Origin of the sequence: Vibrio orientalis CIP 102891 = ATCC 33934 (assembly GCF_000176235.1) — a bacterium.
Taxonomy (GTDB): Bacteria; Pseudomonadota; Gammaproteobacteria; order Enterobacterales; family Vibrionaceae; genus Vibrio; species Vibrio orientalis.
On record NZ_ACZV01000005.1, the window covers coordinates 1,301,756 to 1,327,117 of the forward strand.

The window sequence follows — 25,362 nt, forward strand, 5'->3', positions numbered from 1 at the left end:
ATGTCATGGAACAGATTATCAACAAACTTTACGAGCAGCAGTCACTCACTCAAGAAGAGAGCCAACAGCTATTTGATGTCATCATTCGTGGTGAGCTAGACCCAATTCTAATGGCTTCAGCGCTAACAGCGCTAAAAATCAAAGGTGAAACCCCAGACGAGATTGCCGGCGCAGCAAAAGCTCTATTAGCCAATGCGAACCCTTTCCCTCGCCCGGATTATGATTTCGCTGATATCGTTGGCACTGGCGGCGATGGTCATAACACGATTAATATTTCGACGACTGCCGCATTTGTCGCAGCAGCTTGTGGCTTAAAAGTCGCTAAACACGGTAACCGTAGCGTATCGAGCAAATCCGGCAGCTCTGATTTACTGGACTCTTTCGGTATTAACCTAGCGATGAGTGCCGAAGATACTCGCACAGCAGTCGATGAGATCGGTGTGGCTTTCTTATTCGCTCCGCAATACCACGGCGGCGTTCGTCATGCGATGCCAGTACGTCAAACCATGAAGACGCGTACGATTTTCAACATCTTAGGCCCATTGATTAACCCTGCTCGTCCAAACATCGAACTGATGGGCGTGTACTCACAAGAGCTTGTGCGCCCTATTGCAGAAACCATGTTGCAAATGGGTATGAAGCGTGCGGCCGTGGTGCACGGTAGTGGTTTAGATGAAGTCGCAATTCACGGTGAAACGACAGTCGCTGAGATCAAAGACGGTGAGATTATTGAGTACACCCTAACCCCTGCGGACTTCGGTTTAGAATCTCATCCACTTGAAGCGATTAAAGGTGGCGATCCAGAAGAAAACAAAGCGATCATCACCAACATGCTGACGGGCAAAGGCACTGACGCTCAACTTGGCGCAGTTGCTGCCAATGTTGCCCTGCTAATGCGCTTATTCGGTCACGAAGATCTTAAAGCCAATACCCAACAAGCCATCGACGCGATGAATTCAGGTAAAGCTTACGAGCTTGTCAAAAAACTTGCCGCGCACGCGTAACCCAGAGCAAAAGGAAACATCATGACTGAGGTTAAAAATAAGCTATCCGAGCACGTTTCAGTAAAAGAAGCTGAAATGGCTGAAGTATTGGCAAAAATCGTTAAAGATAAATATCAATGGGTCACAGAGCGCAAAGAGCAACAGCCACTTGATACATTTAAAGACGATCTGACTGCTTCTGATCGCAGCTTCTACGATGCACTTAAAAGCCAAAACACGGTATTCATTACTGAGTGTAAAAAAGCATCGCCTTCGAAAGGTCTGATCCGAGATGACTTCGATTTAGATTACATTGCGTCGGTATACAACAACCACGCTAATGCGATTTCAGTGCTGACCGATGAGAAGTACTTCCAAGGTAACTTTGAGTTTCTGCCACAGGTACGCAAGCAAGCAAAGCAGCCTATCCTGTGTAAAGACTTTATGGTTGATAGCTACCAAGTTTACTTGGCTCGCCACTACCAAGCGGATGCGATTCTCCTGATGCTTTCAGTACTCGACGACCAAGAGTATGCTGAACTTGCTGAAGTTGCGCACTCACTTGAAATGGGCGTGTTGACGGAAGTCAGCAATGAACAAGAGCTGCATCGCGCCGTCAAGTTAGGCGCAAAAGTTATCGGCATTAATAACCGTAACCTGCGCGACCTTTCAACTGATTTGAATCGCACCAAAGAACTGGCTCCAACTATTCGTGAGCTCGCACCTGAAGCGACCATCATTTCAGAGTCTGGCATCTACACTCATCAGCAAGTGAGAGATCTGGCCACATATGCAGACGGCTTCCTCATTGGTAGCTCACTAATGGCTGAAGACAACTTAGAACTTGCAGTACGCAAAGTGACCTTAGGTGAGAATAAGGTATGTGGCCTGACTCACCCAGATGATGCCGCTAAAGTTTACAAAGCAGGTGCGATCTTTGGTGGCCTCATTTTCGTTGAAGCCTCTAAACGCTTCGTTAACCTAGAAGAAGCGCGCTTAACCATGAGTGGCGCACCGCTAAAGTACATCGGCGTATTCCAAAACCACGCCATCGAACAAATCACTGAGACCGCGGAGCAACTCGGTCTTACCGGTGTGCAACTGCATGGCGACGAAGACCAAGCCTTTGTTTCCGAGCTCAAAAGCAAGCTTCCAGAACAGATCGAAATTTGGAAAGCGTATGGTGTTAGCGAATCTATGCCAACGCTGATTACTGAGCATATCGACCGTCACTTATTGGACACTAAAGTTGGTAAACAAGTCGGCGGTACAGGCCTTGTATTTGATTGGTCACTGATTGGCGATCCATCTAAGGTCATGCTGGCAGGTGGAATCACTCCGTTCAACGCCCAAAAAGCCGCAAAGCAAGGTTGTCTGGGCTTAGACCTAAACTCCGGCGTGGAGTCTTCTCCAGGTAAGAAAGACGCGGAAAAACTTGAACAAGCTTTTGCAGCAATTCGAAACTACTAATTATTTATAGCGTGAGTGATAACTGGCGCTATCCCAAAATGAAGGATTTACACCATGGCTAAATTAGATGCCTACTTCGGCGAATACGGTGGGCAGTATGTACCACAAATTCTTGTCCCAGCTCTTGAGCAACTAGAGCAAGCGTTTATTGACGCGCAGGAAGACCCAGAGTTTCGCAGTGAGTTTATGACTCTACTGCAAGAGTACGCAGGCCGTCCTACCGCGCTAACACTTACGCGTAACCTAACTAAGGGCACGAAAACCAAACTGTACCTAAAACGTGAAGACCTCCTTCACGGTGGTGCACACAAAACTAACCAAGTATTAGGCCAAGCTCTGCTAGCCAAGCGCATGGGCAAAGAAGAGATCATCGCTGAAACCGGCGCGGGTCAACACGGTGTGGCTACAGCGCTGGCGTGTGCCCTACTTGGCCTTAAATGTCGCGTATACATGGGTGCCAAAGACGTTGAGCGCCAAAGCCCGAACGTTTTCCGTATGAAGCTAATGGGCGCAGAGGTTATCCCTGTGCACTCTGGCTCTGCAACACTCAAAGATGCTTGTAACGAAGCTCTGCGCGACTGGTCAGCAAGCTATGAAGACGCGCATTACCTATTAGGTACAGCAGCAGGTCCTCATCCATTCCCAACCATCGTTCGCGAATTCCAACGCATGATTGGTGAAGAAACTAAGAACCAAATTCTAGCGCGCGAAGGCCGCCTACCTGACGCAGTGATTGCCTGTGTGGGTGGTGGTTCGAATGCCATCGGTATGTTCGCTGACTTTATTGAAGAAGAAACTGTTCGCCTAATCGGTGTTGAGCCTGCAGGTAAAGGGATCGATACTGACCAACACGGTGCACCTCTGAAGCACGGTAAAACGGGTATCTTCTTTGGTATGAAAGCACCATTGATGCAAGATGAAAATGGTCAGGTTGAGGAGTCTTACTCAGTATCAGCAGGTCTCGATTTCCCATCAGTTGGTCCGCAACACGCGCACCTTAACGCCATTGGTCGCGCTGAATACGACAACGTCACAGATGATGAAGCACTAGATGCGTTCCAAGAGTTGGCTCGTAGCGAAGGTATCATCCCTGCTCTTGAATCATCTCACGCTCTTGCACACGCACTGCGTATGGCTCGTGAGAACCCAGAGAAAGAACAACTACTAGTGGTAAACCTATCTGGTCGCGGCGACAAAGATATCTTCACTGTACATGACATTCTGCAACAAAAAGGAGCGATCTAATGAACCGTTATGAAAAGCTATTCGCGCGCCTAAACGATAAAAACCAAGGTGCTTTCGTTCCGTTCGTAACAGTTTGCGATCCGAACCCTGAGCAGTCTCTAAAAATCATGGAAGCTTTGGTTGAAGCTGGCGCTGATGCCCTAGAGCTTGGTATTCCATTCTCTGACCCGCTAGCGGATGGCCCAACGATTCAAGGCGCGAACATTCGTGCACTAGATTCTGGTGCAACACCTGATATCTGTTTCGAGCTAATTGGTCAAATTCGCGCTAAATACCCAGACCTTCCAATTGGTCTGCTGATGTATGCAAACCTTGTCTACTCTCGTGGTATTGAAGACTTCTACCAGCGCTGTGCAAACGCCGGCATCGACTCAGTTCTTATTGCAGATGTTCCGACTAATGAAAGTGAAGAATTTGTCGCAGCCGCTAAAAAGCATGGTGTTGAACCAATTTTTATTGCGCCACCAACCGCTTCCGACGAAACTCTAACCCAAGTGGCGAAACTAGGCGGTGGTTACACTTACCTACTCTCGCGCGCAGGGGTCACTGGTGCAGAAACCAAAGCAAACATGCCAGTCAGTACGTTACTTGAGCGACTAAACCAATTTGATGCGCCTCCAGCGCTATTAGGCTTTGGTATTTCTGAACCTGAGCAAGTAAAGCAAGCTATCGATGCGGGAGCAGCAGGCGCTATTTCTGGTTCGGCCGTTGTGAAGATCATTGAAAACAATATTGAACAGCCAGAAACTATGTTACAGCAGCTCGCAAATTTTGTTTCATCCATGAAGACTGCGACACAAAAGTAACGTGTTAGCCATCTAAACATCTATGAGATCGATTTCTTAACAAACAGAGAAATCGATCTTTTTTTTAACATTTGCCCTCCCCATCCCAGCATTCAAATACCAAATGATTCTATAAAATCCAATTCACCAAGCTCTTGCATTCCTTTTGGGCAAACGTTTGCTAACGGCTAAAAAATTGTCAGCTATCAATAAATCTGTTTTTAAATCCAACTCTCACTATCGACACGTATTGCCAATTGTAAAAATAACGTGTAAAAAGCTAGGCGAAATTATTAACCATGTTCGAGTTTTAACTCAGATGGTAATTCTGGATATTTAAATTTTATTAGCACAGAGGTTATGGAAGTGTTAAAAGAAAAGAGTTTGCTAAGCAATATTGGTGTGCAAGTTGTCATCGCCATGATTATCGGTACTGCCGTTGGTGCCTTCATGGGCGAGAGCGCGACAATGTTCGCTCCGCTAGGTGCGATCTTCATCAACCTAATTAAAATGCTGGTTATCCCATTGGTAGCCGTTGCACTGATTTCTGGTGCTGCGGGCCTTGGTAATAGCCAATCAGCAGGTAAAGTGGGCGTAGTGACTTTGGGTTACTTTGGCCTAACGTCTGCGCTAGCGGTAGCACTAGCCCTATTTATGGGTGAAGTATTCCAGCCTGGCATGGGCATCGACGTATCTGGCGTTGAGGGTATGTTCTCAGCTGAATACGCTTCAAAAGGTGAACTTCCAACTTTCTGGGCGACCATCACTGGTATGATCCCAACCAACGTTTTCCAATCACTGAATGAAGCAAACATCCTACAGATCCTAGTATTCTGTATGTTCTTTGGTATTGCGATTTCTAAGCAAGCTAAAGAAAAACGTGAGCCAATCATCAACGGTGTAAACGCTATCGTTGACGCAATGGTTTGGATGATCAACAAAGTGATGATCATTGCACCAATCGGCGTATTTGGCCTAATGGCTGAAGCCGTTGGTACGTTTGGTTTTGGCGCGCTAATGGTGGTGTTCAAGCTATTCGTTGTTTACGTTGCTGCGATTCTTATCTTCGGTTTTGTTGCTTACCCTCTAATGGTGCACATCTTCACTAAAACTTCTGCGAAGAAGTTCCTAGTCGCGATGAAGAAGCCTCAAGCAGTTGCGCTATCAACAGCGTCATCTATGGCAACGCTACCAGTAACACTTGACACCGTTGAACACGAGCTAGGTGTTAAGAACACTACGGCATCGTTCGTTCTTCCTCTAGGTGCAACCATCAACATGAGCGGTAACGCAATCTACTACGGTTTGGTTGCAATCTTCTTTGCTCAGCTATTCAACATTGATCTAGGTATGGGCGCGTACATCGCGATCATCGTTACCTCTACACTAGGTGCGGTAGGTCAAGCAGGTGTTCCTGGTCCATCTTTCCTAGTGGTTGCAGTACTTCTAGCGGCCGGTATTCCAATCGAAGGTCTACCACTACTGTTCGCTCTTGACCGTATCTTCGACATGATTCGTACAGCACTTAACATCACCGGTGATGCAGCGTGTGCAGTTATCGTTGATGCACTAATCGAAGACGAAGCAAAAGAAGCTGAACTGCAAAAGCAACAAGCGTAAATTCTCTTTGTTCTAGATAGACAAAAGCCACTCAAACGAGTGGCTTTTTTAATTCTATTCCTTACTAATCTATACGCTCAAGAAGTAGCTCAAATAGGCGGTCTCTCTTTTATAGCCTAATGATTCATAGAGGCTTTGTGCTACAACATTATCATGGGCGGTTTCTAAACTAAGACCATTCGCTCCGGTTTCTATCGCATGTTGTGTAGCGGCATTCATTAATGCTCTGCCTACTCCGCCCGAACGCCCACTCTCGGTCACAAACAGATCGTTTAAAATCCAGCTACGTTGCGCTGACACAGACGAGAAGCTTGGGTAAAGCTGGGTAAAGCCCAACGCCTCACCATCGGCATTCACTGCTAAAAACACTACGGATTCATCGTTATGAAGTCTTTCATTGATGTAATGATGAGCGAGTTTTAGGTCGCTCTCTTGGCCGTAAAAAACTCGATACTGATTGAATAGGTCGGCAACTAAGTCTAGTTGCTCCACGGTTGCCCTAATAATACTAGTAGTCAATTTTATCCTCACACTCCTTGTTTCTAATGCTTTAAATAGTGTCAATCGACTCAACAAATCTCAACGCTAAATGCGAAGTTTAAAAGGCATGTCTCAAAGCTAAGCCTTTGATCTTCACCTCGCCCAAACAATCAGTTGAAGTACGGTCTGGATTGATCACTTTAGATGTTTAAGTAAGGCGTCGCCAATCGATGGATATTCACTTTTGCTCCCAAGCGTGCAGCAAGAAGATACATACCAGCAATTTTTCTATGTAAGAACAGCGCATCTGCCGGAGGGGTGTGCCAGTAGTCTTGCTCCATACTTAATATCGTTCCGGCCTCTCTTAAACGCATAGCTAAGCCACTGGCTCTGAAATCATACTCTTCATCCACCAACATAGGCTCACAGGCAAGTTCAACTAAGTTAAGTATGGCTTGGCGCTGATCCGGTAAAATGTCCTGACTGAAGAAGCCGATTTGCTCCAAGGCATAATTCAAACCCGACTCACTCCCCTGCACCACCGAAGAAAATGCCTTGCGATACCCGTCACTGAATCTGTCGCTGTATTCTCGTGTCGCACCAAAATCGAGCAAACCAATCTGCTTTGTTTCCGGCATATAAAGGTAGTTAGCAAAATTGGGGTCAGTCTGAACCATCTTGAAGTCGAACAACTCTCTGAACATCAACTCAAGCAGTCGATGCATCACAAGGTCTCGCTCTGATTGTTTTAAGCTACCGGCATGTTCTATCGATATACCCTCAAGGAAGTCCATCGCTAAAACAGATTCTGAGGTTATCTCACTATGAATATTAGGTACCACAAAGTGATCGGTATTTTGCAGGGCTTGATGATAACGTTGTGCAAAGTTCGCTTCTCGCTGGTAATCAGCTTCATCGTGCAGCTGTTTTTTCGCTTCTTCAAGTAAGCCCTTATAATCAACAGACTCTGGAATCAGGCCAACGATACTGAGCAATGTCCCCACGTTATCGACATCACTATCGATGCTTTTTCTGATTCCCGGATACTGAACTTTCACGGCCAACTTTTCACCATCATCGTTATAGGCTTGGTGGACCTGACCGATAGAGGCACTGGCTACAGGCTTGAAGTTAAAAGCAGCAAACTGGAGCTTCCAATCTTCCCCTAGCGCACCTTCTAACACCTGATTGAGCTGCTTAGCGGGTAGCGGGTCAGCATCCGAGCGAAGCCTTGCGAGAATATCAGCGAGTTCTGGCTCAAGAACGTCGCCCGCATCCATAGATAGCATTTGACCTAGCTTCATTGCAGCGCCACGTAAGTGTGCCAGCTGTTCGGTGAGTCTTGAGATATTCGCTGGTGTCAAAATTAGATCTTTCGCTTTAGGCCTTTGACCTTTTGCTAACTGCTTAGTCCCTTCTGTTAAAACATTACCTGCAACGCGAGTAGCAAGTGACGCAAGTTTTCCGAAGCGTGAGATTCGATGGGTAGGAATGTTTTTCTGTTTTGTCGACATAAACTATCTCTTTAATGATTCTCTCTTGTATACGCTCGAAAGGACTACATGGGCTTAACTCGTGCCGATTTATTCTCAGCTAAGGTGCTTAAATTGGAGTTCAACCAAGCGTTGATACAACTCGCAGCTACCCATCAATTGTTTATGGTTACCGACATCAACCAACCTTCCGTGGTCAAATACCGCGATCTTATCGGCGTGTTGGATGGTAGAAAGTCGGTGAGCAATAATAATGGTTGTTCGATTGCGCATAAGCTCATCTAACGCTTGTTGGACATGATGTTCACTCTCACTGTCAAGCGCACTTGTCGCCTCATCAAGCAATAGGATACTTGGATCTTTTAAGATGGCTCGCGCAATAGCAATACGTTGACGTTGGCCACCAGATAAGCGTACGCCTCTCTCGCCCAAAAAACTCTGATAGCCTTCCGGTAGTTTCATAATAAAGTCATGGGCATGCGCTTTCTTGGCTGCTTCAATCACCTGCTCATCAGTGGCATCAGGGTTTCCGTAACGAATATTGTAGTAAACATCATTACTAAACAATGCAGGTTGCTGGGGAACAAGTGCCATCCGTTCACGTAACTCACTCGGCGCAAAGTTTCGCACGTCCACCCCACCAAACATCACTTCCCCCTGTTGTGGGTCATAAAAGCGCTGCAGCAACTCAAACAGCGTACTTTTGCCTGCTCCTGAAGGCCCAACTAGTGCCAGAACTTTGCCTTCTTCCGCTTGCAAGCTTAACTGGCCTAATGCGGGAGTATCTGGCCGCGAGGGATAATGAAACGTCACATCTTTGAAGCTCACTTCGGCTGTCAAAGATGGCGAAGGCTTGGTCGACATTTTCGGCGCGACAATGTCACTTTTCACCTGAAGGATTTCTACTAATCGTTCTGTTGCACCGGCGGCTCTTTGTAGCTCTCCCATCACCTCAGAAATCGTTGCCAACGAAGAAGCAACCATAATCGCATAGAAGACAAAGGCACCTAAATCACCCGCCGACATTGTGCCGTTGATGACATCGCTGCCACCCACCCATAGCATGCCGGAAATGGCACTGAACACGATAACAATCACACCAGAAATCAAGATCGCACGTTGCTTTACGCGTTGTCGGCCAATGTCATACGCTTTCTCAACCTCTTGAGAGAAGTAGTTTTTTTCTTCAGCTTCCCGACTATAACTTTGCACCGTTTTAATATGCTCTATCGCTTCGCCAGCATAGCTACCCACATCTGCCATCGAGTCTTGGCTTTGACGAGACAGCGCGCGGACTCGTCGGCCGTAAAACAGAATAGGCACCAGAATAAACGGCACTGACGCCAACACAATGAGGGTCAATTTGATGTTGGTGGCAAACAGCATAATGATAGCGCCAACACACATTAGCGCGCTGCGCATCGCCATCGAGAACGAAGAGCCAATAATGCTTTGCAGCAAGGTGGTATCGGTGGTGATACGAGACATGATGTCACCGCTGCCATTGGTCTCAAAGTAGCTTGGATGAAGCGTGACAATATGATTGAACACGGCTAAGCGGATATCAGCACTGACTCTTTCTCCCACTGACGACACTAAATAGAAGCGAAAGAATGTACCGATTGAGATAAGAACCGTAACAATCAGAATAAAGCCAATAGCACTACCGAGCTCAGACGTTGATTGCTGAGCAAAGCCTTGGTCGATCAATATTCTCACACCATGGCCAACGGTTAGCGTTAACGACGCCGTAAAGATCAGGGCAAGCAATGCTGCGCCAACTTTTACTCGATAAGGCTTAATGAACTCTAATAGCTCAAAAAGGATTCCAAGGTTCTTCTTGGTGGCTTGGGGACTCTCTGATTCGAGATTTGATGCTGATTGCATTTAGATACCTTTTCACCATACGTTAGCGCTCTAACATAAGTTATTGGGGCATATATAACTTTCGCAAGTGATCAGGGTGAATTGTGTGCGTTGTGATACACCGACTAGCGATCAGGAGCCACAAAAAAGCCCGACCGAAGTCAGGCTTTTGAAATCACAACCGCGAACTCATTATAGGAAGTGGAATGTCGCGTTTAGAGAGAAGTTCTTCACGTCTTCTTCTTTCATCGAGAATACGTTGTAGCTAGCGCCTAGAGAGATAGGGCCCATTACGAAGTACTCAGCACCCACACCGTACATCATGTCGATCTCGTCTTCTTTAAAGTTGCCGCCACTTAGCTCGTAAGAATGCAGACCCGCTTTTGCATATACGTGCAGTGGACCAAAATCAATGCTTGGTTTTGCTGCAAAGTAAACCGCTGAACCTTCTAGATCACGAATTACGCCACCGTAATTAACGCCATCAAAATCGCCAAAATTTTGGTAACCCGCTTCCAGGCCGATGAATGGCAGAATACCTGTACCAACGTGTACGTTGTATGACGTTGATGACTCATTGCCCAGATCCGCCTGACCTACACTTGCGCTACCGTAAATCCAAGAATCAGCAGAAGCTGTAGCTGATGCGCCGATTAGAGCTAGCGCTAGTAGTGTCTTTTTCATAATAAACCTTCTCTAGTTATTTAAAACAGAGGCTCGCTGCGGCAAACCTCTGCCAGTATAGTCAAAATTCCGATTGATACCCAATAATTATGCAACTAATGTGCCTAACAAGCGTCTATAGCCATTTTCACACGTTTATCTGATACTGGGTAAGGTGTTCCAAGTTGCTGCGCAAAATAGCTTACTCGCAACTCTTCGAGCATCCAGCGAACCTCTTTAACATTGTCAGGGACCGCGACACCTTTTGGTATTTTGTTCAGCAACTCTTTGTAATCATTAGTTACTGACTCAATTTTGAGCATGTGCAAACGATCTTTGTTTGGATCGATTGGTAGCTTCTCCATTCTACGTTCTATTGCTTTCATGTACCGTAAAATATCTGTCAAACGTTTCCAGCCACATTCGGTTGCAAAGCCTTTAAAGATCAAGCTTTCAATCTGAGCTTTGATATCAGACAGCGCAAACGCCATCGTGAAGTCTATTTTACCTTTTAACTTCTTATTGATGTTAAATGCGGTTGTCAGAATAGTCTCTACTTGTTGAGCGATTTCCACCACAGTGTCACCTAATTCCGCTCGAACGTGCTCTTTTAGCACTTCAAACTGTTCTGGTTCCCAAACGATGCCACCCTTCTCTTCAATAAGTTTATCTACACCACAAGCGATACAGTCATCGATGAGATCAAGTACTTTGCCATAAGGGTTAAAGTACAAGCCAAGCTTCGATTTATTCGGTAGATTCGAGTGCAAATACTTAATTGGCGATGGTACGTTGAGCAAGATTAAGCGACGCTGACCTGCTTTCATGGCAGTGACTTGCTCATACTCAGTTTCGTAAAGCTTAATCTCGACACTATCTTTACTATCAACAAGCGCTGGATAGGCTTTTACATCGTAGCCGCCACGTTTTTGTTGATACACTTTAGGTAACTCACCAAAGCTCCACGTGTGCAGACCTTGCTGCTCGATATCATCATCGGCAACCTTAGATAAAGTCTCTTGAACCTTGTCTTTTAAGCTCTCTTTAAGTTCGTGTAGGTCACGGTTTTCTTTCAGTTTGCGATTGCGGTGATCCACAGCTCGGAACGTCACCTTCAAGTGTTCTGGCACTTGGTCAAGCTTCCAATCTTCACGCAGTACTTCGACACCCGTCATACGGCGTAGCTCTTTCTCTAACGAGTCTAAAAGCGGAGCTTCCATCGCTGTTGCTCGCGCTAAAAATGCATCCGCGTAGTTTGGCGCAGGAACAAAGTTTTTGCGGATGGTCTTTGGCAGAGACTTAATTAAGCTCACCACCAATTCGTGGCGAAGCCCAGGGATCTGCCAATCAAAGCCACCCGGCTCGACTTGGTTAAGAATCGGCAACGGTAAGTGAACCGTCACACCGTCGTTATCTTCACCCGGCTCAAATTGGTAGCTTAGCTTGAGCTTAAGTCCATTCTGATGCCAGAAGTTTGGATAATCGAGGTCGGTAACATGACTCGCATCCCCTTTGAACAGCATCTCTTTTTCAAAGTTGAGCAGTTCACTGTTTTCTTTCGATGCTTTCTTCCACCAAGTATCAAAGTGCTTGCCAGATACCACTTCAGTACCGACACGTTGATCATAGAAATCAAACAGCTCATCGTCATCAACCAAGATATCGCGGCGGCGAGACTTGTGCTCTAGCTCTTCAACCTCGCGCAGTAGCTTGCGGTTTTGCTTAAAGAACGCATGTTTGGTTTCCCACTCACCTTCAACCAGTGCGCTACGAACAAAAATCTCTCGACTTACTGATGGGTCAATGCTGCCATAGTTCACTAGTCGTTTAGGTACAATTGGCACACCATAAAGCATCACTTTTTCATGAGCCATAACAGCAGCGCGCTTCTTCGACCAATGCGGTTCACTGTAGCTGCGTTTAATCAGGTGTTTTGCCAAAGGCTCAATCCACTCAGGCTGAATCTTGGCAATAATTCGACCCCATAGCTTGGACGTTTCCACCAGCTCAGCGGACATGATCCATTTTGGCTGCTTTTTGAATAGGCCAGACGCAGGGAAGATATGGAAGCGAGCATTACGCGCACCTTGATATTCATTCTTCTCTTGGTCTTTGATACCGATATGCGATAGCAAGCCAACAAGAATCGCTGAGTGCACGCCTTGGTACGAAGCAGGCTCATCATTAAGTTTGAAATCCATCTCACGCATTGATTGATGGATTTGGAAGTAGACGTCTTGCCATTCACGGACACGCAAGTAGTTTAAGTAATCTTGCTTACACTGCTTACGGAACTGATTACTAGACAACGCTTTCTGCTGCTTCTGGATGTAGTCCCACAGGTTCACAAACGTCAGGAAGTCTGATTCTTCATGGAAGAAACGTTTGTGCTTGTCATCTGACGATTGCTGCTTATCGCTTGGGCGTTCACGCGGATCTTGAATCGATAACGCCGAAGCAATGATCATCAATTCTTTGGTTGCACCGTATTTTGGCGATTCTAAAACCATACGAGCTAAACGTGGGTCGATTGGCAAACGTGCAAGTTGACGACCAATAGAGGTCAAACGTTTCTTACTACCTTGAGAAGCTGGCTCTTTCGCTTCCGCATTGATTGCACCTAACTCTTCGAGCAGGCGGACACCATCTTGGATATTACGTTTATCCGGCGCTTCAACAAATGGGAAGGCTTGAATATCACCCAGCCCAAGTGCCGTCATCTGCAAAATAACCGACGCTAAGTTGGTGCGTAAGATTTCTGGATCAGTAAACTCTGGACGTGACTCAAAATCGTCTTCAGAGTACAGGCGAATACAGATACCCTCTTCAACACGACCACAACGACCTTTACGCTGATTGGCACTCGCTTGAGAAACTGGCTCAATCGGTAAGCGCTGAACCTTAGTGCGGTAGCTGTAACGAGAAATACGCGCTGTACCTGGGTCAATGACGTATTTAATGCCCGGAACGGTCAACGATGTTTCAGCAACGTTGGTTGCGAGTACGATTCGACGCCCCGCATGAGGTTGGAAAATCTTGTTCTGTTCACCCGCAGACAAACGCGCATATAGCGGGACAATTTCCGTCGACTTCAAATTACGCTTACTCAGCGCATCAGCCGTATCACGAATCTCACGCTCACCATTCATAAAGATCAGGATGTCACCTAAACCTTCATCGCACAGTTCATCAACGGCTTCAAAAATACCGTCAAGTTGGTCACGATCGACGTCATCATCACCGCGAAGTGGACGGTAACGTGTTTCAACTGGGTAAGTTCGACCCGACACCTCGATAATCGGCGCATTATCAAAGTGCTTAGAGAAACGCTCAGGATCGATGGTCGCCGAGGTAATGATCACTTTTAGATCTGGGCGACGCGGAAGTAACTCTCTTAAGTAGCCCAAAATGAAATCGATATTCAGGCTGCGCTCGTGCGCTTCATCGATAATGATTGTGTCGTATTGGTTGAGAAAACGGTCATGTTGAATCTCTGCCAACAAGATACCGTCCGTCATCAATTTAACTTGGGTATTTTCAGAGATCTGATCGTTAAATCGAACCTTGTAACCAACAAATTCACCGAGTTTGGTTTCCATCTCTTCTGCAATACGATTCGCTACAGAACGAGCAGCCAGACGACGAGGCTGCGTATGGCCAATCAAACCAAACTTACCACGGCCAAGTTCAGCACAGATTTTCGGCAACTGGGTGGTTTTACCTGAACCAGTTTCACCGGCAACAATCACCACTTGGTTTTCTTCGATCGCCTTAGCGATGTCATCTTTTTTCTGACTTACCGGAAGAATTTCAGGGTATTCAATGGTAGGGGTATAGCTACCGCGCTGCTCAGCATCCATCATGGACTTAGCGATATCTAATGCGATCTCGTCGAAAACAGCGTTTCTCGCGGCATCTTTCTTAATTTTATTTGCACCGGAAATACGCTTACTTAAACGGAATCTGTCTTTGATCATGCACTGGTTAAGTGCTTTGCGAAGTGACGCCGCATTATTGGCCTGAGCTTTACCCTCAGCTGCGGTCGATTTTTCTGGCTGTGACGAAGTCAAAGCGTTACCTATTCTTTTTATCGATAAAACTGCGTGAATTGTATCACATAAGGGCTAGAACAAGATAACGGAAAGCGGCGTTCAGGGACTAATTGAAGCCAAAGGGATTGGTTCGCGCCAATCCCTTTTTTATCGTTTTAAGTCAAAGCTTATCATGCTGGTGTAACAACTTTGCGCGCATTGCCCGCAACCTTTGCATTTGGCAGCGTCAATTAGGGGTTTGGCGTCGTCTTGCCATTGCAACGCATTGTAAGGGCAACTGTCTTCACAACTGCCGCAATAACCGTATAGGTTTTCGCAGCTGTTCGAGATAGTTGCCATCAAACCTGTAGACTCTGTTTGGTTTGAAAGCGCTAACGTTGGGCACACCGACTTGCACTCTCCGCATAAATCGCATGCCGAATAACTGATGTCTAGCGCGGCAACGCCATCGATCATTTCAATGATTTGACTTGGGCACGCAGAGGCACACTTACCACAACCATCGCACAGCCTTGTGAACATCGACTCTTCCACCGCACACGGCGGTCTCGCCTTAACACGAGGCTCTTGAGCTTGTTCAATTGGCGCGCGACGAAACGAAAACAGGCGGCGCTTGCTTAGATCTACCGATTCAGACTGGCGCATCCGAGTAATCTCTCTTCGTTGGCACAACCACTTGGTATTGCTCACTTAAGGATTGGAGTAGCGCTTCAGTTAGCTCGGATAACTTTAAGTACGGCGTCAGTGTTGCCGCTTTTTTGAAACGCTTAATGAAAAAGCCAAACCACGTCATTAGGTGTTCGCTGAGCATTTCAGTCGCCAATTTTTGTTGGTCAGCCTCAATCAACATACCCAACACCATCAGCATCAAACCGACCTGATCTTCTGGTTCACGTTGTTCAGATTCCAAAGAGAATCTGCAACGCTGCAAGAAGTAGCGATATTCGATAGTCGATTCACCAAACAACACCGCTTCTTTGTCGAGATAGGCAGAACCCCAAGGCGGCGCTGGCATTTCACCAATACCAGAAAACAAACGATCGTGCTCCAATTGCAGCACCTCTTCGCTCTCATTTTGAAAGCTTCGTAGCATATTGTTAAGCGCTTCGATTGGGGTATCGGTATTGCTCAACAATGTATCAAGATTCGCCGCTGAGTAATCTTTTGGCTGGTAGTAAAACAGTGCACCAAACAGCTTAAGAACGATGCTGGTATCTTGTGGTTCAAGTTGAGAAATTTGCATGAAGTACCTTTGATGACTGGTGTTTTTATTCTTCTGTTCAATGAAACGGAATAGAGGTGGGACGAACACTCGCCCCACTCTATTAATGGTTATCAGTACAAATAACGATTATTAGTACAAACCAGATGTAAAGTGCATGCCGTAGAACACGTTGCGACCTAGAATCTCTGCAACGAACAAGGCAACGAATGCCACGATAACCAGCAAGTTCTTCTGACGACCTTCTGCGGTAAACAACTCAGCGGATACCCAAAGAGCAGCAGCAACCACAAGCAACAACACATGACCAGCAACATAACCAGATAGCATTGTGATTTGATCCAAGCCACTGTGAATCGCCGTTGAGATACCTGCAAAGTAAATCGTCTGCATTACTGAGAACGCAAGGTTCAGCGCAATCAGACTTACGCCAGCCCACATTAGGCGACGATTGGTTTTCTCAGCCGTCACGTCCAATACATTGATCAGCGTGTAACCGAACATCAGACCCGAAGTCACCACCGTGAACCAAAACGCAACCGTGGTCATTGGAGAGTACCATGCTGGTACCGTTTCGATTTGGTAAACATTCGCCATCGCGAACATGAAAATCACGCCAACCGCGATAGACAACCAGTTCACGATTTTACGAACGCCTTCGCTGCCGATTTTTAGAATCGTCAGCAACCAGTACAAACCCGCTAGAGACAGAAAGCTTGCGCCCGTTAAGATCTCGTTAGATAGCGCCGCACTACCAACACGGTTTAATGCGTTGAACGCACGAAGTGGACTACCCAAGTGAGTGGTTGAGAACAAGAAACCCAACCCCATCACAACCAAAATAGCGAAACGAGCGATGTTCATACGAGGTTCTGTCACACGTGGTGGCTTACCGAATTTCTCGAACGCATTAACCGTTAGGTGCGCGCCAACCGCTGTTTGAGCAAGAACCGTAAAGGCAACTAATGGTGCTTCGTATAACATTATTTCACCTCTCTTGGATTCTGTAGGAAACCAGTGCGATCATTGGTTGGACGACCATTTGGATTTAGCTTCACGATCAGGTTCGGGCTGGTAATACGAGAATCAGGCAGTGGTGCCACATCCGCATTTGAACCGTATTTCGCACGTAGCTCGTCAATTGGACCAAACTCAATCGCACGCAGTGGACAGCTATCGACACACACTGGCATTAAGCCTTCTGAGACACGTTCGTAACAGCCATCACACTTGGTCATATGACCTTTTTCTTCGCTGTATTGAGGCGCGCCGTAAGGACATGCCATGTGACAAGATTTACAGCCGATACACACGCTTTCATCGACAACAACAAAGCCGTCTTCTTCACGCTTGTGCATTGCACCTGATGGACAAACCTTGGTACACGCTGGGTTAGTACAGTGGTTACAAGAAATCGATAGGTAGTACGCGAACACGTTTTGACGGAACGCGCCGTTTTCTTCCGTCCAGTTGCCGCCTACGTATTCGTAAACACGACGAAAGTTACGGTCGATACCCAGATTTTTGTTGTCTTTACAAGAGAGCTGACATGTTTTGCAGCCAGTACATTTGCTTGAATCAATGTAAAAGCCATACTGCTTCGCTGTGCTCATTATTTAGCCCCCATTTTCTTAATTAGCGTCACTTCAACGAGGTTGGTATGGCTCGGGTTTGATTTTGCCAACGGGCTTGGACGTTGTGTCGTCAGTACGTTGATTGAACCCGCTTGGTCAACACCTTTACCATTTGGTGAGTACCATGCGCCCTCACCTAAGCCAACGATGTGTGGCATGATGCGTGGGGTTACTTTTACGCGAACGTTCATTTCACCAAACTTGCTGCGCACGCAAACCAAGTCACCGTTATCGATGTTGCGTGACGCTGCATCAATTGGGTTGATCCAAAGTTCCTGTGGTGCGGCTGCTTTTAGGATGTCGACGTTGCCGTACGTAGAGTGCGCACGAGCTTTGTAGTGGAAACCCGTTAACTGAAGTGGGTACTCTTTACGATCAGGAGAATCCCAGCCATTAAACGTCGAAACGTATTCTGGTAATGGCTTGATCGATTCATCTTCGTCCAATTCCCATTCTTCGTTGATCTTCGCTAACGTCTCTGAGTAGATCTCAATCTTGCCCGAAGGCGATGGCAATGGATTCGCTTCTGGGTCACGGCGGAAGTCTTCATACGCCACGTGTGGACGGTCGAATTGCTTCTTATAGATACCCTGCTTTCTCATCTCATCGTAAGACGGTAGGTTTGGATCGTTGTTTTGTTTAACGGTCTGAGCATACATCCATTGCAACCACTCTTCTTGAGTGCGACCTTCGGTAAACTCATCAAACACGCCCATGCGTTTCGCCACACCAGACATGATGTCGTAGATAGGTTTGCATTCGAAACGAGGTTTAATCGCTTGGCTTGCAAAAATGAAGTAAGGCATCGACGCAGCAGCACCATCCATACAGAAATCCGATTGCTCAGACGTTGTACAGTCTGGCAGTACGATATCGGCATACTTCGCAGAAGACGTCATGTGGTTGTCGATCACAACAATCATTTCACACGCTTTTTCATCTTGAAGAATATCGTGCGTGCGGTTGATATCTGAGTGTTGGTTAATCAGACAGTTACCTGCGTAGTTCCAGATAAATTTGATGTTGTTTTGTAGCTTCTGAACACCTTTAATGCCGTCGGTCAGGTCTGTCATTTCCGTACCGCGGTAAATCGCGTCTGTCCAAAGGAACATTGGAATTGACGCATTGATTGGGTTTGGCACTTTCGGGAAGCGTTGGAATGGGTATGAGTGGTTACCTTCACGAGCACCGGTACCGCCGCCTTGCAGACCAACTTGACCACGTAGCAATGACAACATCATTACTGCTTTACATGCTTGCTCACCGTTCGCTGAACGCTGTAGACCCCAACCTTGCGTGATGTAGATACGTTTTGCGTCACCCACTTCACGCGCAAGTTTCAAGATCACATCAGCAGGAATACCTGTGATTGGCTGTGCCCATTCTGGCGTTTTCTCGATACCATCCGGACCTGTGCCCATTATGTAGTCTTTGTAGCTGCCGTTTTCTGGCGCTGACGCAGGAAGCGTTTTACGGTCATAACCCACGCAGTAGCGGTCAAGAAAGTCTTGATCGACCTTGTCTTCTGTAATCAATACATGGGCGATGGCTGCAATTAAAGCTGCATCTGTACCGTGCTTGATAGGAATCCATTGGTCTTCACGACCTGCTGCGGTATCGGTGTAACGAGGGTCGATACAAATCGTGCGAGTGTGACTGATGTTTTTCGCATCCACATAGTTGTGAACCTGACCACCACCCGACATACGGGTTTCTGCTGGGTTGTTACCAAACATCAGACATAGGTCTGCATTTTGAACATCGTCAATCGAGTTGTTGTCAACGAACGAACCGTAGAAGTACTCCGACATACATTCGATGTTTGCTGCAGAGTAATCACCGTAGTGATTTAGGTAACCACCACAAAGGTTCATCATACGAGCAACCAATGTCGCGCTCGGATCCCAACTCTTAGTTACTGTGCCACCAAGCGTACCTGTACCGTAGTTTAGGTACACCGCATCGTTACCGTGGTCTTTAATAATGCGTTTTAGGTTATCACCAATGAGGTCAAAGGCTTCATCCCAAGTGATGCGTTTGAACTTACCTTCACCACGCTTACCAACGCGAAGAAGTGGGTATTTCAAACGGTCTGGCGAGTAAACACGGCGGCGCATAGAGCGACCACGTAAACAAGCGCGAACTTGGTGATTGTGGTTGTAAACATCATCACCCGTGTTATCGGTTTCTACCCATTTGATTTCACCGTCGACCACGTGCATACGAAGCGGACAACGAGAGCCACAGTTTACGGTACATGCCGACCAGACAATTTTTTCGTTTGGTTTTGCTGGTGTTTCTTTGGCAATCGCTTTAGTTGCAAACGGGAGAGAAAGCGCGTTTCCTGCTAGCGCTAGAGCGCCAAGTGCAGAACCACCCTTTAAAGCATCACGCCGAGTAATATTAAACTTACCATTTTGACTCATGGTTTTTTCCTAAATTACGTTTTTGAATTTGGTCGTGGCGCTTAATTAATGGCTTTAAGTGGGGAAAGAACACTCGTTAGAAATAAAAGACATAGAGATTGTATTTTCAAAATAGGCATTCATTGAAAATATCTAATTTTGCTTTAATTAATACACAAGACAAATCAAAGCAACATTTCTACAAAACCATCAATTAAGCTAGATAGCACAAGCCTTGAGCAAACAAAGGCAAGGCCACCGCCACTATTAATATCCTTGTAGATTTGAGGGGTTATAATCTTGACCACAGTCAATTAATAAAAAGTACAAGATGCAATCTTATATTCCACTCCAACGTTTTATATGAATGAAATATTAATAGGTCAGAGGCATGTCAAACCAATAATATTGATCAATTAATCACACTAAGCATAAATAGAAAAAACAAATAGAGAAGAATGGAAATAGAAATAATTACCAATTGAATAAATAATAAAAAGCCTTGCGTCAAGAGCAAGGCTTTAAATAACTACGTCCAAATTATGACGAAAATCTGTGATTAGAAGTCATACTGCACGTAAATCGTATTGTAGTTACTGCCGCCTTTGATTCGGCCGTATTGGGATGCTTGTTCGAAGATAGCACTACGGTGGTGAAGCGAGTAGCCTACCCACATATTGTCTAAATCGCGATTATTAATTAAGTCGCCGACATTCATATCAAACGAGAAGTCCAAATAGTTAAGAAGGTGGCTTGGTGTATAGCCCTTCTCTGCCATTTCAGAGCCTTCGATATAAGTGATGTTGTCGATGTACGACATGCCTTCCGCAACACCAAAACGCCACTTGGTTGGCCAATCAAACGTATAGTACGCTTTGATTGCCGCAACATACTCTGTTGATGAAGACTGAACATCTGACGACCAGTGATGGACAATACCCGGCGTCAGGTAGATATCTATCGGCAAGCCAAATAGCTCATCGGTTAAAGGGTGACCATAGAAAAATGACGTTAGCTGGTTATTATAAGGGTCTTTTTCGGCGTTCAACTTCATGATGTCGCCGATATTAGAAGGAGTAGCCCAGCCGTGTGCAATACGAACGTAGCGTTTATTAGTTAACTCAGATTTTTTCGCTTTACTCTTGTCAGTGAAGAAGCCGAAACCAACGTAAAACTCTCCTTGATATCTATCTTCAATAATTGATGAATCATAGGTATTGTCGTCGAGTCGCGTCACACTAGTTGCGCCTAACAAGTATAGGTTTGAATAGACGTGGTAGCGCGCACTCACACCGACATTCATATCGATACCCGCTCCGACCGTTTCACCAGTCTGAGCAGAGAACGCGTAATACTCACTGTTAAAGTCAGCGTCTTTGTAGCGTAAGGTTACGTGAGGCTTGAGTTCCCAGTCGCCAAACTCATAATCGCCCGTCGCCGTTAGATTGCCGTGAAAACGGAAATCCTTATCGGCTAATAGCTCGGTATCGAGGGTCCACTGCTCATTGATTCGGTATCGGAGTTGACCACCAAAGTCGACTGAATCCCCTTCATTGACGTTCTGTTCTGAGGCTGGAATATCAACGAACCGCAAACGCATTAGCGCGTTAAGCTGAAACTGTTCATCATCAGTTTCAAAAAGATACGCACCACCTTCCAAACCATTAATGAAAACATGCTCGTTCTCGAAAAACATCATAGGTACAAATGTACCCACGGTTTGATCCCCACCTTGAGTATCAAAAGGGATTGAAGCAGTGCGATAAACTGCGGCTATTCCCCAGTCTTGTTCTGCCACTGCAGAAGTTTTTTCCGCTTGTACAGACGTTGTTACTAACCCACTACTGGCTAAAAATAAGCCTGCTAGACGTTTATAATTTGACATTTTTTACTCAAAAGTACCGAAGACACTCAAATTCTGACCAATTAATCTCGTTAATACTTATGTTTATTGGCGATTGGTCGTTAAAATATGAATATATAATCCATTAAATCTAAAAATAGTGAAAGCCTCAGAATTAAAAAGATTACTCGACGCCTTACCGGACGATAGCGACCCTGAAATTGTGATCGGTGAAGAGTGGCTGCCTGAACGTTTAGTCAACGCGGCACTTGACGGTGAATTGATGTTTCTCGAATTCGATTCTGCGCCCGAAGATATCCAAGGCGATGAAGAAGGACGAGGGTTCGTTGAACATGAAATTGACATGATTCGCTACCGTTTTGAACAAATCTTGATGGATAGCGAAGATATCAAAACCAAAGCGGATGCGATGCTCGCACTATTTTTAATGGGACATGAACTTTCCAGCTCCGAAATCATCGAAATACTCGAAGATCCTGACGTACCTAAAGACCCAACCGAGTAGTGAATGAAAACGCGTTTACCTTTTCTTATTGCAGGCCCAATCTTACGTAAAGTGACCCCCAATGAGCTGGTTTTCTGGCTTGTCACCAGTAAGCCACTTAAAGGCCATTTCTCTCTCCACTTAGAGCCTGAGCAAGGACAGATTTTTAGCGAAGACTTAAATAGTTGCAGCCAGTTGCAAATTGGCAGCCACTGTTATCTTACGCTCGCCCATTTTCGCGGTGAGTTCCCTGCCAATGTCGCACTTAGCTATGAGTTCCACACAGACCAAGGCGCGTTAAGTCAGCTTTATCCAGAATTGCTGTATGGCGATGAAACACGGCTGACCTTTAAGATATCCACTCAAGCCGACTACATTTTGCACGGTTCTTGTCGTAACCCACACCACCCTAGCTCTGACGCGTTAGTCAGTGCTGACAACAAGGTCGCAACACTGCCAATTGAAGAGCGTCCTGATATGTTGATGATGAGTGGTGATCAAATCTATGCCGATCATGTTGCTGGGCCGACACTCGATGCAATAATTCAAACGATTGGACTATTGGGGCTACCAGACGAGCGATATGGTGAAGCACCGATTTCTTCCGCGACGGAACTGTTCAGCCATGCCGATTGTTATTACGGTCGGGATAAAATCCTGCCGCACTATGTCGATGACGGTAGCTTATTAACTAAGCTGTTCCCACATCGCAACACGCCTATTTTCAGCTCGCGTGAGGCAGAGAACCACCTAGTGAGTTTCTCTGAATTTTTTGCCATGTATCTGCTGGTATGGTCGCCAACATTGTGGCCACTGCTGAATACTTCGCGTTTACACGACAACAAGTTCACCCAAGCGGGTCAAGAACTCGAGCCTAAATGGCAACAAAAGTGGCGTGAAGAAAAAGCGATTATTGACCAGTTCGTTACAGGCCTGCCTCAGGTCCAACGTTTGTTCGCCCACATTCCCACTTATATGATTTTTGACGATCATGATGTCACTGATGACTGGAACCTGACCATTGGGTGGGAAAAGGCGGCCTACAGTAACCCTTTCTCTAACCGTATTATCGGTAACGGCCTGATCGCCTACTGGCTTTGCCAAGGTTGGGGAAATGAGCCTGACAACTTCAATCAAGAATTTATGTCGGTCGCGACTCGCTTTTTATCGGAGCCAGGTGAGCGCTATCAAGATGAGTTTATTCAATACCTTTACACCTTTGAACGCTGGCACTACACCATTCACACATCACCTAAGGTTGTCGTATTAGATACTCGCACCCGCCGCTGGCGCTCTGAATCACGTATGAACAAACCTTCTGGCCTAATGGATTGGGAAGCCCTCATCGAGTTTCAACATGAGCTGATGCACCAAGACAAAGTCGTCGTGGTCTCCGCTGCACCAATGTTTGGCGTGAAGGTCATCGAGGCGATGCAAAAGGCGGCAACAATGGCGGCTCAGCCACTATTAATCGATGCCGAAAACTGGATGGCCCATCCGGGTAGTGCCAATACTTTGTTGAGCATTTTTACCCACACCAAAACGCCGACCAACTTTGTTATTCTCTCAGGCGACGTCCACTACTCCTTTGCTTATGACATTAAGTTAAGATTCAGACGCAGTAGTCCTAACATCTATCAAATCACTTGTAGTGGCTTTAAGAATCAGTTTCCTGAGCCCCTACTGGCAGGGTGCGACCACGCAGACCGCTTACTCTACTCACCTCGCTCACCACTTAACTTTTTAACTAAGCGTAAGCGACTCAAGATAAAGAAAAGAGATCCAAATACTTCGGGTAGACGTAGATTGGTCAATACCAGTGCTATTGGTGAGTTAAAACTCGATAGTCATGGTAAGCCACAGCGCATATCCATTTTGACCGGTGAAGGTGTTGAATGGGACTTTCCACCAATTGAAGAAAAGTAAGGTTTCTGTAAAGAGCCTTGAGTTGTGGTTCGATAAGCACTATTTATATCAATAACACCCCAATAAAGGCGCGTTATATGCTCAACTCTATTACTTCACTATTCAAGCAACTACTTGAAGGAAACGATTTAGGCCACACTACGCATGCAGACAGTAACCTCGCAATTGCCTGTTTACTGTGTGAGGTCGCTGGTGCAGATCATCAAATTGAACAAGTAGAGATTGAAGCAAAGAGGTTATTGCTGGCGAGATTGTTGGATATTGATGAGAACGGCGCTGTAGCATTGTTAGCTCGCGCTGAAGCCAAAAGCAAAGAATCCGCGTCTTTATACGACTTTACCTCTCAGCTAAGGGAGCTAAGCCAAGAAACTCGCTTTGAGTTAATCAAGGCGATGTGGGAAGTCGCTCATGCTGACGGTGAAATCGATCCCGTTGAAGATGCCGTTATTCGTAAGACAGCTGAATTACTCTATGTCGATCATAGCGACTTTATTCGCGCTAAATTGTCAGTGACTGAAACGAAAGAGTAACGATCAAAAAAGGGAGCATTCGGCTCCCTCTTGTTATCTTGTATCTGGCTTAAAACATGGTTAAAGCGAGTTTTGCTAAGTTGTACGCATCAACATAACCAGAATGTTGGCGCCCTTCCCACTCGATACCTTTTGCTTCTTGCGCCGCCTTATGGCCGATGCGTTTGTCTTTAAGGCGATTTTGGATTCGATACAAGGTCGCTAAATTAATAAATTCATTGAATGGCATCTCGATACCCTTATCTTGACACTCTTTGATCAAGATACGGTCATCACGTCCCCATGCCGCATAGATTTTATTTGCGCCGCCGAAGTTCTTAACCATCGACTTAAGCACCTCTTCAAGAGGTCGACCTTGTTTTTCTACCTTGCGCGGCGTAATCCCTGTCAATTGAGAACAAAACAGCGAGACCTCATCATGTTCCGGCTTCACATAGTACTGAGCGCGCTTAACGATCTCGCCATTAACAAGATCTATTTCAGCTAAGCCTACTTCAATGATTTCGCCAGTCGTACCGACACCGTTTTCATTCCAACAGCACATCTCTAAATCGAAACAAACTACACGGTTATGGTTCATGATTCGCCTATGTTCAAACAATTGAGAAAGCGCAAAATTCTACATGAGAATCACGCAAAA

Annotated in this window: 20 protein-coding genes; 8 read left to right on the forward strand and 12 right to left on the reverse strand. The window is 46.0% G+C overall.

Features of this window, described 5'->3' with window-relative positions; all coding sequences use genetic code 11:
- The first annotated feature begins 5 nt into the window (after positions 1-5).
- The 5 genes from trpD to VIA_RS16680 all read left to right on the forward strand — a co-directional run bounded on the left by trpD (position 6) and on the right by VIA_RS16680 (position 6,103).
- Positions 6-1,004: an anthranilate phosphoribosyltransferase gene (trpD, locus tag VIA_RS16660; RefSeq protein ID WP_004414372.1), complete on the forward strand. Its 999-nt coding sequence runs from the start codon at positions 6-8 to the stop codon at positions 1,002-1,004.
- 21 nt (positions 1,005-1,025) lie between these two features.
- Positions 1,026-2,453 carry a bifunctional indole-3-glycerol-phosphate synthase TrpC/phosphoribosylanthranilate isomerase TrpF gene (trpCF, locus tag VIA_RS16665; protein WP_004414373.1) on the forward strand — a complete coding sequence of 476 codons (1,428 nt, stop codon included), beginning with the start codon at positions 1,026-1,028 and terminating at the stop codon, positions 2,451-2,453.
- 54 nt (positions 2,454-2,507) lie between these two features.
- Positions 2,508-3,698 carry a tryptophan synthase subunit beta gene (gene trpB / locus VIA_RS16670; RefSeq protein WP_004414374.1) on the forward strand — a complete coding sequence of 397 codons (1,191 nt, stop codon included), beginning with the start codon at positions 2,508-2,510 and terminating at the stop codon, positions 3,696-3,698.
- Positions 3,698-4,504, forward strand: coding sequence for a tryptophan synthase subunit alpha (trpA, locus tag VIA_RS16675; protein ID WP_004414375.1), 807 nt, complete (start codon positions 3,698-3,700; stop codon positions 4,502-4,504). Before trpB ends, trpA begins: the two co-directional genes overlap by 1 nt.
- Before the next feature lie 339 nt (positions 4,505-4,843).
- Positions 4,844-6,103 (forward strand): dicarboxylate/amino acid:cation symporter, encoded by a 1,260-nt coding sequence (locus VIA_RS16680; protein ID WP_004414376.1) that lies wholly within the window; start codon positions 4,844-4,846, stop codon positions 6,101-6,103.
- 69 nt (positions 6,104-6,172) lie between these two features.
- Here the strand turns inward: VIA_RS16680 and VIA_RS16685 are convergent, their stop codons facing one another.
- The 11 genes from VIA_RS16685 to VIA_RS16735 form a co-directional block, all read right to left on the reverse strand.
- Positions 6,173-6,622 carry a GNAT family N-acetyltransferase gene (locus VIA_RS16685; protein ID WP_004417468.1) on the reverse strand — a complete coding sequence of 150 codons (450 nt, stop codon included), beginning with the start codon at positions 6,620-6,622 and terminating at the stop codon, positions 6,173-6,175.
- Between the two features lie 161 nt (positions 6,623-6,783).
- Positions 6,784-8,097, reverse strand: a complete 1,314-nt coding sequence (locus VIA_RS16690) for an ABC1 kinase family protein (RefSeq protein WP_004414378.1) — start codon at positions 8,095-8,097, stop codon at positions 6,784-6,786.
- Positions 8,098-8,172: 75 nt separating this feature from the next.
- Positions 8,173-9,963 (reverse strand): ABC transporter ATP-binding protein/permease, encoded by a 1,791-nt coding sequence (locus tag VIA_RS16695; RefSeq protein WP_004414379.1) that lies wholly within the window; start codon positions 9,961-9,963, stop codon positions 8,173-8,175.
- A 171-nt stretch (positions 9,964-10,134) separates the two neighbouring features.
- Positions 10,135-10,626 (reverse strand): outer membrane beta-barrel protein, encoded by a 492-nt coding sequence (locus VIA_RS16700; RefSeq protein WP_004414380.1) that lies wholly within the window; start codon positions 10,624-10,626, stop codon positions 10,135-10,137.
- A gap of 104 nt (positions 10,627-10,730) precedes the next feature.
- The gene (gene hrpA, locus VIA_RS16705) at positions 10,731-14,675 is read right to left on the reverse strand and encodes an ATP-dependent RNA helicase HrpA (RefSeq protein ID WP_004414381.1); all 3,945 of its coding nucleotides are present in this window, start codon (positions 14,673-14,675) and stop codon (positions 10,731-10,733) included.
- Between the two features lie 129 nt (positions 14,676-14,804).
- Positions 14,805-15,302, reverse strand: a complete 498-nt coding sequence (locus VIA_RS16710) for a 4Fe-4S binding protein (RefSeq protein WP_004414382.1) — start codon at positions 15,300-15,302, stop codon at positions 14,805-14,807.
- The gene (locus VIA_RS16715; RefSeq protein ID WP_004414383.1) at positions 15,289-15,900 is read right to left on the reverse strand and encodes a molecular chaperone TorD family protein; all 612 of its coding nucleotides are present in this window, start codon (positions 15,898-15,900) and stop codon (positions 15,289-15,291) included. Before VIA_RS16715 ends, VIA_RS16710 begins: the two co-directional genes overlap by 14 nt.
- A 111-nt stretch (positions 15,901-16,011) precedes the next feature.
- Entirely contained in the window at positions 16,012-16,863 is an 852-nt protein-coding gene (locus VIA_RS16720) for a dimethyl sulfoxide reductase anchor subunit family protein (protein ID WP_004414384.1), read from the reverse strand.
- The gene (locus VIA_RS16725) at positions 16,863-17,492 is read right to left on the reverse strand and encodes a DMSO/selenate family reductase complex B subunit (protein WP_004414385.1); all 630 of its coding nucleotides are present in this window, start codon (positions 17,490-17,492) and stop codon (positions 16,863-16,865) included. Before VIA_RS16725 ends, VIA_RS16720 begins: the two co-directional genes overlap by 1 nt.
- Complete coding sequence (locus tag VIA_RS16730) at positions 17,492-19,939, reverse strand: DmsA/YnfE/YnfF family dimethyl sulfoxide reductase (RefSeq protein ID WP_004414386.1); 2,448 nt, start codon at positions 19,937-19,939, stop codon at positions 17,492-17,494. The genes VIA_RS16725 and VIA_RS16730 overlap by 1 nt, the downstream gene beginning before the upstream one ends.
- A 538-nt stretch (positions 19,940-20,477) precedes the next feature.
- Positions 20,478-21,803 (reverse strand): MipA/OmpV family protein, encoded by a 1,326-nt coding sequence (locus VIA_RS16735; protein ID WP_004414387.1) that lies wholly within the window; start codon positions 21,801-21,803, stop codon positions 20,478-20,480.
- Positions 21,804-21,921: 118 nt separating this feature from the next.
- Here VIA_RS16735 and VIA_RS16740 point away from each other — a divergent pair, with 118 nt between their 5' ends.
- The 3 genes from VIA_RS16740 (at position 21,922) to VIA_RS16750 (ending at position 24,722) form a co-directional block, all read left to right on the forward strand.
- Positions 21,922-22,287 (forward strand): VC1380 family protein, encoded by a 366-nt coding sequence (locus VIA_RS16740; RefSeq protein WP_004414388.1) that lies wholly within the window; start codon positions 21,922-21,924, stop codon positions 22,285-22,287.
- Between the two features lie 3 nt (positions 22,288-22,290).
- Positions 22,291-24,192, forward strand: a complete 1,902-nt coding sequence (locus tag VIA_RS16745; RefSeq protein ID WP_004414389.1) for a metallophosphoesterase family protein — start codon at positions 22,291-22,293, stop codon at positions 24,190-24,192.
- A 77-nt stretch (positions 24,193-24,269) separates the two neighbouring features.
- Positions 24,270-24,722: a tellurite resistance TerB family protein gene (locus VIA_RS16750; protein WP_004414390.1), complete on the forward strand. Its 453-nt coding sequence runs from the start codon at positions 24,270-24,272 to the stop codon at positions 24,720-24,722.
- Positions 24,723-24,771: 49 nt separating this feature from the next.
- On the opposite strand, the gene VIA_RS16755 is transcribed toward VIA_RS16750, so the two are convergent.
- Positions 24,772-25,302 (reverse strand): 3'-5' exonuclease, encoded by a 531-nt coding sequence (locus tag VIA_RS16755; RefSeq protein ID WP_004414391.1) that lies wholly within the window; start codon positions 25,300-25,302, stop codon positions 24,772-24,774.
- Positions 25,303-25,362 lie beyond the last annotated feature (60 nt).

Excerpts from the sequence above, each read along its gene's own strand:
- trpD (WP_004414372.1), top strand. The coding sequence starts at position 6 with ATGGAACAGATTATCAACAAACTTTACGAGCAGCAGTCACTCACTCAA.
- trpCF (WP_004414373.1), top strand. The coding sequence starts at position 1,026 with ATGACTGAGGTTAAAAATAAGCTATCCGAGCACGTTTCAGTAAAAGAA.
- trpB (WP_004414374.1), top strand. The coding sequence starts at position 2,508 with ATGGCTAAATTAGATGCCTACTTCGGCGAATACGGTGGGCAGTATGTA.
- trpA (WP_004414375.1), top strand. The coding sequence starts at position 3,698 with ATGAACCGTTATGAAAAGCTATTCGCGCGCCTAAACGATAAAAACCAA.
- VIA_RS16680 (WP_004414376.1), top strand. The coding sequence starts at position 4,844 with ATGGAAGTGTTAAAAGAAAAGAGTTTGCTAAGCAATATTGGTGTGCAA.
- VIA_RS16690 (WP_004414378.1), bottom strand. The coding sequence starts at position 8,097 with ATGTCGACAAAACAGAAAAACATTCCTACCCATCGAATCTCACGCTTC.
- VIA_RS16695 (WP_004414379.1), bottom strand. The coding sequence starts at position 9,963 with ATGCAATCAGCATCAAATCTCGAATCAGAGAGTCCCCAAGCCACCAAG.
- VIA_RS16700 (WP_004414380.1), bottom strand. The coding sequence starts at position 10,626 with ATGAAAAAGACACTACTAGCGCTAGCTCTAATCGGCGCATCAGCTACA.
- VIA_RS16710 (WP_004414382.1), bottom strand. The coding sequence starts at position 15,302 with ATGCGCCAGTCTGAATCGGTAGATCTAAGCAAGCGCCGCCTGTTTTCG.
- VIA_RS16715 (WP_004414383.1), bottom strand. The coding sequence starts at position 15,900 with ATGCAAATTTCTCAACTTGAACCACAAGATACCAGCATCGTTCTTAAG.
- VIA_RS16720 (WP_004414384.1), bottom strand. The coding sequence starts at position 16,863 with ATGTTATACGAAGCACCATTAGTTGCCTTTACGGTTCTTGCTCAAACA.
- VIA_RS16725 (WP_004414385.1), bottom strand. The coding sequence starts at position 17,492 with ATGAGCACAGCGAAGCAGTATGGCTTTTACATTGATTCAAGCAAATGT.
- VIA_RS16730 (WP_004414386.1), bottom strand. The coding sequence starts at position 19,939 with ATGAGTCAAAATGGTAAGTTTAATATTACTCGGCGTGATGCTTTAAAG.
- VIA_RS16735 (WP_004414387.1), bottom strand. The coding sequence starts at position 21,803 with ATGTCAAATTATAAACGTCTAGCAGGCTTATTTTTAGCCAGTAGTGGG.
- VIA_RS16745 (WP_004414389.1), top strand. The coding sequence starts at position 22,291 with ATGAAAACGCGTTTACCTTTTCTTATTGCAGGCCCAATCTTACGTAAA.
- VIA_RS16750 (WP_004414390.1), top strand. The coding sequence starts at position 24,270 with ATGCTCAACTCTATTACTTCACTATTCAAGCAACTACTTGAAGGAAAC.
- VIA_RS16755 (WP_004414391.1), bottom strand. The coding sequence starts at position 25,302 with ATGAACCATAACCGTGTAGTTTGTTTCGATTTAGAGATGTGCTGTTGG.